Here is a 14,769-nt window from a genome sequence, read left to right on the forward strand (position 1 = left end):
ATTCACCCCACGCCAGCCACGGCAGCGGGTGTTACGGGGGACACGGGTTCGCTCTTTGGCAATTTAGTCAGACTCGGCCGGACGGATGTCAACGAGATGGAGTTCGGGGCTCGTCACGCCGCGCCAGGTGTTGGTCTTGGGTTGGAAGACGACGTCCACGGCGATGCCTGCGGGCAGGTCGTCGGCGAGGTCGCCCAGGCCGAAGCCCACGGCTCGGAGGCCGGTGCCTTGGTCGTCGCGTAACGAGACGCTGAGGTGTTTGCCTTCGCCGCCCATGCGTTGCGCGGCGCGGGCGGTGATGGCGCCGCGGACCAGGAGGCGCGGCTTTGGATTCGATCGGCCGAAGGGCGCGAGGCTTTCGAGCCGGTGGAACAGCTGCAGGGCGCAGTCGCACAGTGCGAGCTCGGCGTCGATCTTCACCGTCGGGATCAAGCCCTCGGCGGGCAGCACCGCGTTGACCGACTCGATCAGGTCGTCGCGGAATGCGTCGAGCTTGTCGGGTTCGAGGGAAAGGCCTGCTGCCATCGCGTGGCCGCCGAAGCGGGTGCAGTGCGCCGCGGCTTTCTCGGAGATCGCCGCGTGGAGGTTGACCGCGTCGATGCTGCGGGCCGAGCCCTTGGCTTCGTTTTTTTCCGTGTCGATGCCGAGCAGCACGGCGGGGCGGTGGTAGGTCTCGACGAGGCGTGACGCGACGATGCCGATCACGCCGGGGTGCCAGTCTTCGTGGGCCAGCACGATCGCCCGGCGGTCCTCGGCCGCGTGGCCTTGTTCTTCGACCATGGCCTTGGCCTGATCGACGATGCGACACTCGGTGTTCTTCCGGCGGTCGTTTTCTTTCGTGAGAAAACCGGCCAGCTCTCGCGCTTGGGCGGGTGACGCGTTGGTGAGCAGCGTCACGGCTTGCTTGGCGTGGCCCATCCGACCGCAGGCGTTGAGCCGGGGGCCGAGTACGAAGCCGACGTGGTACGCATCGACTTTCTCGGCACGCAGCTCAGCGGCATCGATCAATGCGTTGAGCCCGAGGAAGTTGGTGTGCTTGATGCGGGACAGGCCGTGCACGGTGATGACGCGGTTCTCGCCGACGAGGGGGACGATGTCGGCGATCGTGCCGAGGGCCGCGAATGCCAGCAGGTCGCACATCAGATTCTGCAACTCGGCGGGCAGGCGGTCGGCGTTGTGGAACGTCCGGGCGGTCTGCCAGGCGAGCTTGAAGGCGACGCCGGCGCCGCAGAGCGGCGATGGGGATTTGGGATTTGGGTTTTGGGGTTTGGGGCTTTCATGCTCAGAGACATTGGCGTCATCGGCCTTTCCCGAAATCCCAAATCCCAAATCCGAAATCCCCCCAAGCTCGGGATGCACCAGCGCCACCGCATCCGGCAAATCGTCCGCATCAAACTCATGGTGATCGGTGATGATCAGTTCGATGCCCAGCGACTTGGCGTGGGCCGCGACGTCGACGGCGGTGATGCCGCAGTCGACGGAGATGACCAGCGGGAGTTGATCGCCCTCGCCCAGGCCGTTGGCTTTCCGCCACTCGCTATCGGTCATGGACGAGAACGCTTCGGCGTTGAGGCCGTAGCCTTCGTCGAGGCGGTGGGGGACGTAGGTCGCGACGTGTTCGTGGCCGAGGGTTTTGAGGGTGTGCCAGAGGATGGCCGAGGCGGTGACGCCGTCGACGTCGTAGTCGCCGTAGATCAGGATGGGCTGCTGGTCGCGGACGGCCTGGGCGATGCGGGTCGCCGCGGCGGCGCAGCCGGGCAGGTCGGCGGGGTCGTCGAGGTGGTTGAGCTTGGGGCTGAGGAAGCGCTGGGCGTCGTCGGGGGTGGCGATGTTGCGGAGGGCCAGGAGGCGGGCGAGCAGCGGGTGGCCGCCGGCGTCTTTGGCGTCGAGCGTCTCCACGCCGTCGGCCACGTCCCGGAAGACCCAGCGTTTTCGCGTCCCTGCGGTGAGCATCGGGACATGATAACGCGGGGCGGACCTCGGGCGGTGGGAAGTTTGAGATTGCCGTGGAGGCCTGGACGTGATACACCAAGGCCATGCGACGGATCGCACCCCCCCGGATTTTCATGGCCCTCGGCACCCTCGTCTTCGCGGCGTGGCTATCGGCGTGTGGCGGGACGGGCGAGCCGTCGTCGCCGAATCAGCAACCCGCACGCACCTGGGACCGCACCGGGCTCACCCCGGCGACGCCGAGGTCGAGCACGATCCCGGCGTCGGAGCACACCGGTGGCGGGCCGTGGCCGGGGCCGAGGCTGGAGCAGATCACGCGCGAGCCGGCGATCCGCGTGCGGGTGCAGACCAAAGCATCGACGCTGACGATCGACAAGGTGCCGGGCGAGTCCACGGCGGTGCGGGCGACGGGGCCGCGGTCGAGCGGGGCGAAGGTGTATCGGTACAAGCTGCCGATGACCGTGACGCTGCGGGACGGGGCGTGGGTCCTACGCGACGCGGCGGGCAAGGCGGTGCGTTGGCGGCTGACGAGTCTGCTGATCGAATGTGACGACGGCAGCTCGCTGAAGCTCGGCGACAAGAGTTATCCGCGGCGGCTGGTGCTGACGCCGCGGCAGGCGACCGACCCGCAGGGCGCGGGGTTGTTCGATGTGGTCAACCACGTGCCGCTCGAGACGTACCTGCCCGGCGTGATCGAGCGGGAGCTGTACGGCAACTGGCAACTCGAAACGTTCAAGGCCCAGGCGGTGGCGGCGCGGTCGTATGCGTTGTGGGAGATGACGGTCGCCAGTGGTCGGCATTACGACCTCGAATCGACCACGGCCAGCCAGGTCTACGGCGGCGAGGCGAGTAACCGCACCGCGCTGCAGGCGGTGCTGGCGACGCGGGGCGAGGTGATTGCGTACGAGGGCAAAGTTGTGCCGGCGTTTTTCTCGTCGAGCACGGGCGGGCTGGGGCAGGACGCATTGGTGGCGTTTCCCAATCGGGTGGAAGACATCGCGCCGCTGCGGGCGCGGGAGCACGGGGCGTGGGACCACGCGAGCCCGACTTATCGCTGGGGACCGATTGTTCGGGATCGGGCGACGCTGTCGAAGCGCATCCGGGAATGGGGCAAGCGTCACAAGCATTCGGTGCAGGCGCTGGGGACACTGCAGAGCGTGCGCGTGTCGGCGCGGAATCGCGTGGGGCGTCCGGCGCAGTATCTCCTGGTCGACACCAGCGGCAAGAGCTACCGCATCGGTTGTGAGTTCTTCCGCAATTCCTGCAACTTCACCCGTGATGGCGAAATCCCCTTAGACAGCAAGCGAAAACTGCTCTCGGCCCACGTGGATGTGGACGTCTCGGCGACGCAGGTCCGCTTCACCAACGGGCGCGGCCACGGGCACGGCGTGGGCATGTCGCAGTGGGGCGCCCAAGCCATGGCCAAAGCGGGGCACGGCTACGCCGCGATCCTGGGGTTCTACTACCCCGGGGCGCGGGTGACGCCGATTTATTGAGGCGACGGGGTTCCGTCGTGTTGTACGGCTTGCTCACGCTGCATCCACCACCCGATCGCGGGGAACTGGATCCAGAACGAGAAGTAGAAGAAGCTCAGGTACCAGTACGGGAAGACAAACCCGATGCCGAGGTTTTTGTACCACGCCAGCAGCAGGTAGTCGTAGACGAACAAAGGCAGAGTGAGATAAAGCGCGAGCCAGAGCGAGTTGGTCAGGTGCTTGCCGTCTGACCAGTATTTCCGGAGCGTGCAGGCGGTCCCGGGAAAGTACCCGGCGGTGACGAGGATACAGATGACGATCTTGGACCAGAACGGCCAGTGCTGGTAGTACTCGGGCAGGCCGATGAGGTAGAACGTCAGCCAGGTGACGAAGCTGTAGAGCAGCAGTTGGAGGTGGCGTTTGGCGGACATGGTGGAGCCGTGGCGGGCGATGTCGCCCGGCTATGGGGGGGTGGTAGTTCTGGCTAAGCCGCAAGCGGTTTTCTTTAGTTGTCGAGATTGCCGTCTTGCAAGTTCTCGGGGATGAGAGCGGGTTTGGTGAAGTTGGTGTCGAGGTCGACGAAGCGGCCGTCGGCGGAGGAGTCGAGAAGGCCCTGCATCGCTTCGAGGACGCAGTAGGCGAGGCGTTCGTTGGCGCGGTGGTCACGGCCGGTGCGGATGGCGGTGGCTAGGTCGGCGATGCCGAGCGATCGGCCGTTGGGGTGGGTGTGTTGGATATCGACTTGTTGGTATTCCTCATCGCCGATTTTTTGGAGGAAGACCGGGCCGTCGAAGCCATTGGGGTCGGGGACTTTGAGGGTGCCTTGGGTGCCGTAGATGGTGATGGGGTTGGTGCCGTCGTAGGGCGCGAAGCGGGTGGCGAAGCTGGTGACGATGGTGCCGAGGCAGCCGTCGGCAAAGCGCAGGGTGCCGGCGACGTGGTCGGGGGTGTTGACGTCGATCGGCGTGCCGTTTTTGGGCTCGCTGGTGATGGTGCGGGGGTTGATCTGGATATCGGCTTCGCCGGCGACGCGGGTGATGGGGCCGAGCATGTTGACCAGGGCGGTGAGGTAGTACGGCCCCATGTCGAACATCGGCCCGCCGCCGGGCTGGTAGTAGAAGTCGGGGTCGGGGTGCCAGGACTCGTGGCCGGGGCAGAGCATGAACGCGGTCGCGGCGACGGGCTTGCCGATCGCGCCCGATTCGATGAGGGCTCGGCAGGCCTGGTGCGACGTGCCGAGGAACGTGTCGGGCGCGTTGCCGACGCGGACGCCTTTGGCCTTGGCGGCGTCGAGCACGGCCTTGCCTTCGTCGGTGTTCACCGCGAGGGGTTTCTCGGTGTAGACGTGCTTACCCGCTTCGATGATCTGCAACGAGACCTTGGCGTGCACCGCGGGGATGGTGAGGTTGACCACGAGCTCGATCGACTCGTCGGCTAAGAGTTCTTCGACGCTGCACGCCTTGGGCACGCCGAACTCCTCGGCCCGGGCCTGGGCGCGGGACACGTCGAGGTCCGACAACGCGGCGACGTCGAGGATGGGGAATTGCTTGGCGTGCTGGAGGTAGTTGCTGCTGATGTTGCCGCAGCCGATGAAGCCGATCTTGACGGGTTGCATAAGGGTCTTTCTTGAACGGATGGAAGACTTGGGGGTTCGCGGAGCGGAACGGCGATCTGCGATCGCCCGCTAAACGGGGCGTAGCGTCGGGTGATATTGACAGAGTTGGGTTAGGGGTCGCAGACGTTGAGCCGGGGGCCCGGGATGGTGGGGCGGACCTGGTTCCGCCAGGCTTCGCGGTCGAAGCTGCCGACGACGTGGTCCATGGCCTCGTCGAGCGAGTCGGTGAGGATCAGCAGGTCCAGGTCGTGGGGGCTGATGGTGTGGTGCTTCTCGGCCATGGTCTCTTTGATCCAGTCGATCAGGCCCTTCCAGTAGTCGACGCCGACGAGGGCGACGGGGAAGGTCTTGATCTTTTCGGTTTGGATCAGGGTGAGCGATTCGAAGAGCTCGTCCATCGTGCCGAACCCGCCGGGGAAGATGATGAAGCCTGCGGCATACTTCACGAACATCACCTTGCGGATGAAGAAGTAGCGGAAATTGAGCTCGTGGGTCTGGTAGGGGTTGGGCTTTTGCTCGAAGGGCAGGTCGATGTTGAGGCCGACGGATTTAGCGCCCTCGACGCCGGACTCGAACGCGCCCTTGTTGGCGGCCTCCATGATGCCCGGCCCGCCGCCGGTGATGCAGGCGAGGTTTTGCTCGACGATGCGCCGGCCGCATTCGACGGCCTGCTGGTAGTACGGGTCGTCGGGCTTGGTGCGGGCGCTGCCGAAGACGCTGACCGCGGGCCCGACGTCGGCCATGACCTCGAAGCCGTCGACGAATTCGGAGAGGATGCGGAACAAACGCCAGCTCTCGCGGGACAGGGCCATGTCTTGGTGGTCACGGTTGGGGTGATCGGTCATTGCGGGCTCACAGAAGGGACAGATGAGAGAATCGAGACCCTCACAAAATACCCGTTTGCGGCGGGGTTGCCGAATCTGGAAGCGCAAAGAAAAACCCACGGAACGGATCCGTGGGCTTCGTGGTTTGTTGCTGTGTTGAGCGTGTCTTACGCGGCGGCCGCGGGTTGACCCAGGGCCTGGGTCGCGGTTTCGACGAGGGTGTCGAAGGCGGCGGGCTCGTGGATGGCGATCTCGCTGAGCATCTTGCGGTTCAGGCCGATGTTCGCGGCCTTGAGGCCGGCGATGAAGCGGCTGTAGTTGATGCCGCGCTGCTTGCAGGCGGCGCTGATACGGGTGATCCAGAGAGCGCGGTACTCGCGCTTCACCAGACGGCGGTCGCGGTACTGGTTCACACCAGCGCGGACGACGGCTTCCTGGACCCGACGCCATTGCGTCCGACGGGCTCCACGGTTGCCTTTTGCTTTCTTAAACCAACGGTTCTTCGCCTGACGGCGGGCGGCGCCTTTTTGTGCACGTGGCATGGTGCAACTCCTTTTCGCGACGGCGGGGAAGGGTGAGCACTCGTCACCCTTACTTGTTCAACTTTCCCGGCTCGCAGAATGATCTGAATTGGTGATTTCAGATTTATGATTGATGAATTCAAAAAATCATCAATCACAAATCATTCAATCGGCATTTGCCGGGGTGGTTGCGGGGCCGACGTTCGAGGGCTGGATGCGGACGTGCAGCAGCTTTTCGATGAGCTTGCGGTCGCCCTTCTTGACGACGATCTTGTTGCGCTTGTCACGCAGGGTCGTGCCGTCCATGTGGCTGTTGATGTGGTTCTTCCCGGGGCGGGCGAACTTCACCTTGTTGCGGCCGGTGAGCTTGATGCGTTTTTTGAGGCCCTTGTGGCCCTTCATTTTGGCGGAGTTAGACATTTTTGGCTTCCTTCTATGTCGAGCCGAGTATTGTACCTAGGATCGAGAAGATCGCAACCTCGTTCAGCGGGGGTGGGGGCTTAGGGGATAGGATATTGGGGGCTTGGGCTGGCGGTCCGGGCCCCCGACTATCGTCCTAAGCCCCTAACACCCAAGCCCCTAAGTCCCCAAACCCCCATTTGCCGCTGGCCCCCCCGGGAGGTACCTTTAACGGCTCTAAAACCCTTCCTAAGGCAAGACCAAGATGAAAGTGATCTGTGACCGTGGTGCGTTGGTGGAATCGCTGGGCCTGGTGGCCGGCGTGGTCGTCGCCCGGACCCCCAAGCCCGTCCTCACCTGCGTCAAACTGACCGGGAACAACGACGGCCTGGTCCTCGAAGCGACCGACACCGAGGTCTCGGTCCGCCTGTCCACCCCCCGCGTCGAGGTCGAAGAGCCCGGCGAGGCCCTGATCCCGGCCGACAAGCTCCAGCAGATCACCCGCGAATCTATCGACCCCACCCTCACGCTCACCACCGAGCAAGACGTGGCCCATATCGTCGGCCAGGACTCGAAGTTCAAGATCTTCGGCCACCCGCCGTCCGATTTCCCCGCTACCTCCGCCTTCGACGGCGACCCCGACTTCACCATCAATGCCGGGGACCTGCACCGCCTGGTCGCCCAGACCCTCTTCGCCACCGCCCGGGAAAACTCGCGTTACGCGATCAACGGCGTCCTGGTCGAGCGGCAGGGCAACAAGCTCGCCGTGGTCGCGACCGACGGCCACCGCCTCGCCCTGGCCAAGGGCACCTGCAAAGCCACCAACGACGAGACCCGCTCGGCGATCGTCCCGACCAAGGCCCTGAACCTCTTGCTGCGTCTGTTCGACGACGCCGAGCAGAGCGTCGCGGTGAAGGTCGAGGACAACCAGATCCTGTTCCAGACCGACGACGCGGTGCTCGTGTCGAATCTGGTCGAGGGCAACTTCCCGCCGTATGCGGATGTGATCCCTAAGGACGGCGACAAGAAGGCCACCCTCGCGACCGACCTGTTCATCTCGGCTGTGCGTCGTGCGGCCCTGCTCACCAACGAAGAGTCCAAGGGCGTGCGTATGGCGTTCGACGCTGAGGGTTTGACGCTGTCCAGCCGTGCCCCGGAGATGGGCGAGGCCGAGATCCACGTGCCGATGCCCGAGTACACCGGCGACGCGGTCGAGATCGGGTTCAACCCCGCTTACCTGCTCGACGCCCTGAAGGTGATCGACGACAGCCAGGTCCAGCTCGAGCTCAAGGGCCCGAACAAGCCCGGCGTGATGCGGACGGGGCCGAACTTCCTCTACGTCGTGATGCCGGTGAACCTGTCGTAGGTGGGGGTTGGGGGCTTGGAGGTTAGGGGCTTAGGAAAGCGTCCCGAGCTTCAGATCGTGACGGGCTTTCTTCAGAGCCCGAGTGATCGCCCCATACCTAAGCCCCCAACACCTAAGTCCCTGCCCGCCCTTGGCGGGCACGGCTTAACTGATTTTTCACCCCCGACCGCGACTCCCGCCGCAACTTGCGGTATGGTTAAACTTTGCGGTCGGCCTTACTCCCGACGCCGGGGCGGCGATATAATCGGATTGAGGCGAAATGACTTCGCAGGAACAACTGACCACCGCTGACCCCGACGCCCCCTCGGCCGAACCGTCCGAGCCGGTGGCGAACGCCGATCCGTCCCCGATCCCGAATCCCATGTCCGAAGCCGCGTCCCCCGAGTCCGTGAACCCCTCGATGTCCAAGGCCCCGCCCGTCCGGCCGGTGTTCGACGACCCCGAGGTCGGCCTGTGGGGCCGGTTCGTCCGCTGGGGGGAAAACAAGTTCTCCGAGCTCTCGGTCAAGAACAACTTCTGGCACCGGCTCTGCTCGTACCTCTTCCTGCCCATCAGCTACCGCTCGGGCATCAAGTTCCGCCACGCCAAGGCCAACACCCAGACCGACGGCCCGTTCGAGTGCGTCGTCCCCTTCAGCCGGTTCAACAAGAACTGGTACAACGCGATGGCGGGCGCGGCGCTGCTGGCCAACAGCGAGGTCGCCGGGGGCATGTACATCTTCCAGAAGTGCGGCAGCGACTACACCGTGGTGTGCAAGCACCTGGAGTACAAGTTCCGCCGGCCGTGCGTCGGCCCGGCGATCTACCGCGTCAACCCCCGCGAAGACATCGAGCCCCTCGTCGAGACCGGCGACGAGTTCAACATCACCGTCGACATGACCATCCTCCAGGCGGTCGTGAAGAAAGACGAAAAAGAACGCAAGGTCGGCATGTCCACCGCGACCTTCCACGTCACGCCCAAGGCGAAGTACCGGGCACGCAAAGCCAAGCAGGCCGAGCGTGCGGCGGCGAAGAAGAACTAGTATGCCGCCCTCGGAACCCGATTTCGAGTTAGAAGAAATTGGACGGCTGCAGATTCGAAACCGCGTTATCTTCTACCTCTCGGGTTTTGTATTCTGCGCCACACTGATCACGATTTTTACTCCTAAAGTTCTGCATGGATGGCAAGGCGCCTTTTTTTTATTCATGGCTCCGTGTTCTTTTCCGCTTTTGATCTTGAGCGGACTGGTTTTGGGGGGCAGCTTACGCAACAAACGTTACCTCACAACTCAACTGAAGTTGTGCCGCAACCAGCGCGGTTTGTGTTTCAAATGTGGCTACAACCTGACGGGTGGCGTAAGTAAAACCTGCCCGGAATGCGGATGCTGGCTTGGACAGTCTTCAAAATAAAACTAATCCGTCGGGTGGCCGGGGCAGAGTCTTCGATGCCCCGGAACCATTGACCACGGCCAAGCCTATTGGAGTTCGTTCCGGGGCTTCCCCGAGCGTCAGCCCCGGCCACCCGATTCAACGATCCGTGGTGACGTCTATCCTTTGCGTTCTTCGCGGCGTTGCGTGAGACCTTCCCCATCACGTTACAATCCCGCGATGCCCGTTTCTGAATCCGACACCGCGCCCACCCCACGCTCCGGCCTCGGCCCGGCGTTGTTGTGGGCGTGCTTCCTGGGGTGTTCGTGGACGTGGGTGATCGGGATGTTTCTGCCGATCATGCTCGTGCGGGACTTCGGGGTGTGGGGGTGGATCGTGTTTGCCACGCCCAACGTGATCGGGGCGGCGGCGATGGGCACGGTGCTCAAGTCGCCGCGGGTGAGTTGGGAGCTGACGCAGAAGCACGCCTGGGCGCTGCGGTGGTTCGCGGGGGTGACGATCGCGTATCAGGTGTACGTGGTTTTCTGGCTGTTCAACGGCCTCTGGCTGGCGCTGATCTGGGTGCTGCCGTGGCTGGTGATGGATCGGCAGCGGCGTGAACGCGTGGGCAGTTGGCTGCCGGCGGTGAGCGTCGGCGTGGCGATTCTTTCGTGGGGCTGTTTCTCGATGGCGGGGCGGCTCGACGGGGCGTGGCTGGACGTGGATACCGACGTGTTGCCCTCGCGTTTGGCGGACCTGGACCTCTGGCTGCTCGCGCCGGGGTTGGTGGTGGGCTTTTTCCTGTGCCCGTATCTCGACCCGACGTTCCACCGGGCGCGGTACAGCACCGGGTCGGGCACGGGACGCGTCGCCTTTGCCCTGGGCTTCGGTGTGGTGTTCTGCAGCATGATCGTGTTCACGCTGATGTACGCCGGGCTGTTCCGTCCGCTGGTCAACGGCAACGCTGAGTTCGAACTCGCCTCGTCCTGGACCGCGATCCTGGCGATCCACATCGGGGTGCAGGTGGCGTTCACGCTGCTGGTGCACAGCCGGGAGCGGTTCGCGGTGGTAGAGAAAACCGACCGCTGGCCGTTCTTCTGGTTCGCGGGGCTGATGCTGGCGGCGCTGGCCTGGGCGGTGCTGAGCCGGCAGTCGGGCTGGACGCTGCCCACGGCCGACGGCGGCAGCCTTACACTCGGCGAGGTCGGCTACCGGCTGTTCCTGCTGATCTACGGCGTGTTCTTCCCGGGGTACGTGCTCATCTGCATGATCCCGTCGCTTCGGCCGGGCATCTCGATGGCGTCTCGCCGCAAGGTGTTTTGGGTGTCGTGTGCCGTGGCGTATCCGCTGGCGATCATGGGCTTCATCGTGGGCCCGTCGTGGTGGCTGCTGGGGCTGTACGGCACGCTGGGCGTGGGCCGAATCGTGGCGGACTGTTTACCGAGTGCGGACCCGCCGCCGCGTGAGGTTTAACCTCATCCCATCTCACGAATGCGTTTAGCGGGCGGCACGCAGTGCCCCGCGTTGGTGTGATCCGCAACACGCGGGACGCTTCGCGTCGCCCGCTTAACGCGTGTTTCCGACATCTTTACGCCATCCCCGCGCCACGTCACCGTCACCTGCCGACAAGTTATCCACGACGCTTACGACACCTTGCCAGACACCCCAATGTGACGCTTTCCAGCGGTACAATTCCGCGATGCCTTTCGACTCCGGCCGTGTCACATTCACCCGTTTCCACGTCAACGGCGACGCCCCGTCGCACGTCGATGATGCCTTCCTCTCGATCCTCAGCGAGTCGCGCTTCCGCGAGCACGAGCTGGGCGAGCCCGACGAGGTCGAGGCCGGCTTCACCACCGGCGTGCACCTCTTCGACACCCAGTTCACCTACGACAAGAACGGCTTCGGCACGCCCGGCAACGGGATGGCCCTCTTCGCCCTCCGCATGGACACCCACAAAGTCCCCGCCGACGTGAAGAAGGCCTACCGCGTCATGAACGAGCAGGCCGCCGCGTCGGGCAACCCCACCGGCTTCCCCTCCAAGAGCGAGAAACGTGAGGCCCGCGAGACCGCCAACCAGCAGATCCGCGACGAGTTGGCCAGCGGCAAATACCGCAAATCCAAGGTTGTGCCCGTGCTCTGGGACTTCGCCAGCCAAACACTGTACTGCGGCGCGGCCGGCACCACCGTGATCGAGCACCTCTCGCGTCTGATGCGTCACGCCTTCGCCGTCGAACTCGACAACCTCAGCGCCGGCGTCCTGGCGGGCAACCTCATCAAGGCCCAGGGCAAGAGCCGCGACTACGAAGACCTCCAGCCGTCCGCCTTCACCGCGCCGCCGGATGCGCCGCGGCCTGTCGGGGACGATGATGCGCCGTCCTTCGGCGACGGCTCGCTGCCCGTGCTTCCGTGGATCGCTAAGTCGGTCGACCTCAAGGACTACCTCGGCAACGAGTTCCTCATGTGGCTGTGGTGGCACGGCGAGAAGAACGCCGAGACCCCCACCCTCAAAACCACGGCGGGTGACATCTTCGTCGCGATCGACAAGGCCCTCGACATGGACTGCGCCTGGGACCTCACCGGCAAGCAGACCCTGCGCGGCGATGGCCCCACCCGCCTGCCCGAAGCCGGCGACGCCCTGACCACCGGCAAGTGGCCCCGCAAGACGGGCCTCATCCTCGCCGACGCCGAGCACCAGTGGGAGCTGACGCTGCAGGGCGACCAGTTCGTCGTCAGCGGCGCTGCGCTCCCCGAGATCGAAGACGTCGAGACCGCCCGCGAACTCACCGAGCGCCGCCTCGAACTCGTAGTTGCCTTGTCCGACACGCTCAACGCGTTGTTCACCGCGTTCCTGGATCGCCGAGCGAGCGGGCCGTGGAAGTCCGACCGCGACGCGATCAAGGCGTGGATCAAGGATCGGCAGAAGAAGTCGGCTGCCACTCCCGCCTTAATGCCGTCAGCGGCGGCCGCACCCGCCCCGGTCTAATTTCGGTCAATCCGTGACGTCGCCAGTGGCCTCCGGTATGCTGAATCCATTCTTCAGCTCCGGAGGCAAACGCAATGAATCACGGGCTCCGTTTCTGTATTTTGGTGTTGTTGGGGATGATGTTCGCTGGGGCGGGGACGTCTCAGGAGGCTGCACTCCCTGCACCTCAACTCCAGGCCGAGGACCGTCCCACGCGTCCCGAGCGTCGGCGGGTGTTTTACCAAGACCAGTTCCTCGGTGGCTACGAGACCTATGGGCGTGCCGATGCCCCGTGGCGCGAAGAGGGGATTGCGCTGCTTAATAACTTCGCGGCTTACCTGGCCTACGACGACCACGGCTTCCACCCCCACCCCGAGGGCCTGCCGACCATGGCCGACTTGGCCGAACAGCGGTCCGTGCTGATCGAAGCCGGGGCCGATGAACCATACCTCGATTACTTCTGCATGCTGGTCGATCCCGAGCGGAATTCGCGTTTCCGAGCGGTGCATTTCGAGATCCAGGAGGCGATGCGTGCGTACGCAGCAGAAGCGGGCAATCCAAAGCGTTTTGAGCGGGTTCTGCTATGTGTCGAGCATTGGGTCATGCGTAGCGCCTTGGCCCGCAACGACAACCGGGGCAGGCGGGAATGGGCCAGGAAAGACCGGCTGACCGCTAGTGACAATTACTCGTTGCTCTTCGCGGAAGATGTATTGCTTTCGCCCAACGACCAAGAGAATTATGCCGAGCTGTTCCGGTATTACGTGAACGATATCGACAACACACAACTCCCCAAGCTGATGCGTGCGACCGAGCAGGTCGCGCCGGGCAAGCAGTGGTTGGCTCATGTGCTCAGAGGGATGGTCTTTATCCAGAGCGCCTGGGAGGCGCGGAGCAGCAAGTGGGGTAAAGACGTCGCCGACGACCAGTGGCGAAAGTTCGGCGTTTACCTGCAGTTTGCAGAGGATGAATTCACCGCCGCGATAGCGTTGCACCCCGAGCGTTCGACCGCCGCCACCGAACTCATCACGGTGAGTATGGGGCAGAGCAACGACAATGAGCTCGAATGGTTCGGACACGCCATGCGGGCCGACCCGCAGGACAGCAAGGCCTACATCAATCTGCAATGGGCCAGCCGGAAGCGGTGGGGGGGCGATGCGACGGCGATGTTGGCGATCGCCCGCCAAGCGTTCGAGTCGGGGCGGTACGACATCGATCTGCCCGATCGTTTTGAGCGAGGCATCGCCAATATCATCAGCGATTACGGCTACGACCGGATCGCTCCCGGCGCGATGGATGGAGAAGGTGACGAGATCTGGCAGATGCTACAGACCTATTTCGAAAAACGTGCGGCGCAGCCCACCGCCGAACGCCCCGCCGACTGGTGCTGGTCGCGCGGCTTCCGCCTGGCTCGGCGGGCCGATCGCCCCGATGCGCAGTGGGACTACTTCACCAAGCTCGACCAGAACCCCGACCGCCTGTACAAGCCGTACTACATCGGCATCGACAAGCGGTGGGACATCGGTGCGTTTGCGATCGAGCGCGAACCCGAGGCCCTTTTCGCCTTTGAGCGGGCCAAGCAGATGCTCAATTCCGGGCTTTATGAACAAGCCGAGCGGGCGCTCACGGAAGCGGAAGCCAAAGCGGAAAACCCCTGGGCGAAAACCCATGTCCGTGACCTGAAACGCCTCACGGCCTGGGACCGCGCGTTCTGGAACGGCGAGCAGGTCGACGTGCTCGAGCATGGCCTCGAAGGCTGGCGTCCCTCACGTGGATTCGCCCAGGACACCGAGCGTGGCATCGAAGTCACCGCCAACGACGCGAAAGAAGCCCGCCTGTTCTGTGGGCTCAACCTCGGGGAACACTACGAGGCCGAGCTCACCATGACGGTGCCCGAAGGGTTCCACGGCCCGTTCTGGGGCGGCGCGGGATTTGTGCTCTCCCCAACCGTTACCCGCAAACCGTTCAACACCACGATGCTCTTCGCGGCCCGCGATGACGAGGTGGGCGTCTACCTTCAGGACCCCGACGTGGAGCCTAAAAACGACTTGAATCTCGGCCAACCGGTCAACACGCAGACCATGACGATGACTCTCCAACGCTGGGGCAAACGACTGCGCTGCTCAGTCAACGGCATCGCCATGATCGACAGCTACGAATTGGCCACGGAACAATACGGCGAAACCGAACTGGGCCTGGGCCTCTGGTACGGCACCCAGCTAGGCAAGTTCCACTTCGAATCACTCCGTGTCCGTCTGCTCGAAAGCTCGCCTTTTGAGAACGCGCCGGTGCGGCCACAGGCGTTCTAGTT

13 protein-coding genes are annotated in these 14,769 nt (G+C 64.1%); 7 read left to right on the top strand and 6 right to left on the bottom strand.

From position 1 onward, the window contains the following. Positions 1 to 63 precede the first annotated feature (63 nt). Complete coding sequence (locus tag HNQ40_RS10235) at positions 64 to 1,953, bottom strand: single-stranded-DNA-specific exonuclease RecJ (RefSeq protein ID WP_184677742.1); 1,890 nt, start codon at positions 1,951 to 1,953, stop codon at positions 64 to 66. A gap of 83 nt (positions 1,954 to 2,036) precedes the next feature. On the opposite strand from HNQ40_RS10235, the gene HNQ40_RS10240 reads away from it, so the two are divergent. After that, positions 2,037 to 3,446 (top strand): SpoIID/LytB domain-containing protein, encoded by a 1,410-nt coding sequence (locus HNQ40_RS10240; RefSeq protein ID WP_184677743.1) that lies wholly within the window; start codon positions 2,037 to 2,039, stop codon positions 3,444 to 3,446. Here HNQ40_RS10240 and HNQ40_RS10245 read toward each other — a convergent pair. The 5 genes from HNQ40_RS10245 to HNQ40_RS10265 all read right to left on the bottom strand — a co-directional run bounded on the left by HNQ40_RS10245 (position 3,440) and on the right by HNQ40_RS10265 (position 6,805). Then, positions 3,440 to 3,856, bottom strand: a complete 417-nt coding sequence (locus tag HNQ40_RS10245; protein WP_184677744.1) for a hypothetical protein — start codon at positions 3,854 to 3,856, stop codon at positions 3,440 to 3,442. The two genes, HNQ40_RS10240 and HNQ40_RS10245, sit on opposite strands and share 7 nt — an antisense overlap. Before the next feature lie 74 nt (positions 3,857 to 3,930). Then, on the bottom strand, positions 3,931 to 5,040 hold the full coding sequence (locus HNQ40_RS10250; RefSeq protein WP_184677745.1) for a Gfo/Idh/MocA family protein: 1,110 nt from the start codon (positions 5,038 to 5,040) through the stop codon (positions 3,931 to 3,933). Positions 5,041 to 5,150: 110 nt separating this feature from the next. Next, the gene (locus HNQ40_RS10255; RefSeq protein WP_184677746.1) at positions 5,151 to 5,885 is read right to left on the bottom strand and encodes an LOG family protein; all 735 of its coding nucleotides are present in this window, start codon (positions 5,883 to 5,885) and stop codon (positions 5,151 to 5,153) included. Between the two features lie 146 nt (positions 5,886 to 6,031). Beyond that, entirely contained in the window at positions 6,032 to 6,406 is a 375-nt protein-coding gene (gene rplT, locus HNQ40_RS10260) for a 50S ribosomal protein L20 (RefSeq protein ID WP_184677747.1), read from the bottom strand. Between the two features lie 144 nt (positions 6,407 to 6,550). Continuing rightward, complete coding sequence (locus tag HNQ40_RS10265) at positions 6,551 to 6,805, bottom strand: large ribosomal subunit protein bL35 (protein ID WP_184677748.1); 255 nt, start codon at positions 6,803 to 6,805, stop codon at positions 6,551 to 6,553. 244 nt (positions 6,806 to 7,049) lie between these two features. Here HNQ40_RS10265 and dnaN point away from each other — a divergent pair, with 244 nt between their 5' ends. The 6 genes from dnaN to HNQ40_RS10295 all read left to right on the top strand — a co-directional run bounded on the left by dnaN (position 7,050) and on the right by HNQ40_RS10295 (position 14,767). Then, positions 7,050 to 8,150, top strand: coding sequence for a DNA polymerase III subunit beta (dnaN, locus tag HNQ40_RS10270; protein ID WP_184677749.1), 1,101 nt, complete (start codon positions 7,050 to 7,052; stop codon positions 8,148 to 8,150). 259 nt (positions 8,151 to 8,409) lie between these two features. Further along, complete coding sequence (locus tag HNQ40_RS10275) at positions 8,410 to 9,171, top strand: hypothetical protein (RefSeq protein WP_184677750.1); 762 nt, start codon at positions 8,410 to 8,412, stop codon at positions 9,169 to 9,171. A 1-nt stretch (position 9,172) separates the two neighbouring features. Beyond that, on the top strand, positions 9,173 to 9,538 hold the full coding sequence (locus tag HNQ40_RS10280; protein ID WP_184677751.1) for a hypothetical protein: 366 nt from the start codon (positions 9,173 to 9,175) through the stop codon (positions 9,536 to 9,538). A 198-nt stretch (positions 9,539 to 9,736) separates the two neighbouring features. Beyond that, positions 9,737 to 10,969, top strand: coding sequence for a hypothetical protein (locus HNQ40_RS10285; RefSeq protein WP_184677752.1), 1,233 nt, complete (start codon positions 9,737 to 9,739; stop codon positions 10,967 to 10,969). 226 nt (positions 10,970 to 11,195) lie between these two features. After that, the gene (locus HNQ40_RS10290) at positions 11,196 to 12,482 is read left to right on the top strand and encodes a hypothetical protein (protein WP_184677753.1); all 1,287 of its coding nucleotides are present in this window, start codon (positions 11,196 to 11,198) and stop codon (positions 12,480 to 12,482) included. Between the two features lie 74 nt (positions 12,483 to 12,556). After that, on the top strand, positions 12,557 to 14,767 hold the full coding sequence (locus tag HNQ40_RS10295) for a DUF4034 domain-containing protein (RefSeq protein ID WP_184677754.1): 2,211 nt from the start codon (positions 12,557 to 12,559) through the stop codon (positions 14,765 to 14,767). Positions 14,768 to 14,769 lie beyond the last annotated feature (2 nt).

This window comes from Algisphaera agarilytica (assembly GCF_014207595.1).
GTDB classification, from domain to species: Bacteria; Planctomycetota; Phycisphaerae; order Phycisphaerales; family Phycisphaeraceae; genus Algisphaera; species Algisphaera agarilytica.

Bases quoted from the DNA above. Each gene is read 5' to 3' on its own strand.
- HNQ40_RS10235 (WP_184677742.1), bottom strand. From the start codon at position 1,953: ATGCTCACCGCAGGGACGCGAAAACGCTGGGTCTTCCGGGACGTGGCC.
- HNQ40_RS10240 (WP_184677743.1), top strand. From the start codon at position 2,037: ATGCGACGGATCGCACCCCCCCGGATTTTCATGGCCCTCGGCACCCTC.
- HNQ40_RS10245 (WP_184677744.1), bottom strand. From the start codon at position 3,856: ATGTCCGCCAAACGCCACCTCCAACTGCTGCTCTACAGCTTCGTCACC.
- HNQ40_RS10250 (WP_184677745.1), bottom strand. From the start codon at position 5,040: ATGCAACCCGTCAAGATCGGCTTCATCGGCTGCGGCAACATCAGCAGC.
- HNQ40_RS10255 (WP_184677746.1), bottom strand. From the start codon at position 5,885: ATGACCGATCACCCCAACCGTGACCACCAAGACATGGCCCTGTCCCGC.
- rplT (WP_184677747.1), bottom strand. From the start codon at position 6,406: ATGCCACGTGCACAAAAAGGCGCCGCCCGCCGTCAGGCGAAGAACCGT.
- HNQ40_RS10265 (WP_184677748.1), bottom strand. From the start codon at position 6,805: ATGTCTAACTCCGCCAAAATGAAGGGCCACAAGGGCCTCAAAAAACGC.
- dnaN (WP_184677749.1), top strand. From the start codon at position 7,050: ATGAAAGTGATCTGTGACCGTGGTGCGTTGGTGGAATCGCTGGGCCTG.
- HNQ40_RS10275 (WP_184677750.1), top strand. From the start codon at position 8,410: ATGACTTCGCAGGAACAACTGACCACCGCTGACCCCGACGCCCCCTCG.
- HNQ40_RS10280 (WP_184677751.1), top strand. From the start codon at position 9,173: ATGCCGCCCTCGGAACCCGATTTCGAGTTAGAAGAAATTGGACGGCTG.
- HNQ40_RS10285 (WP_184677752.1), top strand. From the start codon at position 9,737: ATGCCCGTTTCTGAATCCGACACCGCGCCCACCCCACGCTCCGGCCTC.
- HNQ40_RS10290 (WP_184677753.1), top strand. From the start codon at position 11,196: ATGCCTTTCGACTCCGGCCGTGTCACATTCACCCGTTTCCACGTCAAC.
- HNQ40_RS10295 (WP_184677754.1), top strand. From the start codon at position 12,557: ATGAATCACGGGCTCCGTTTCTGTATTTTGGTGTTGTTGGGGATGATG.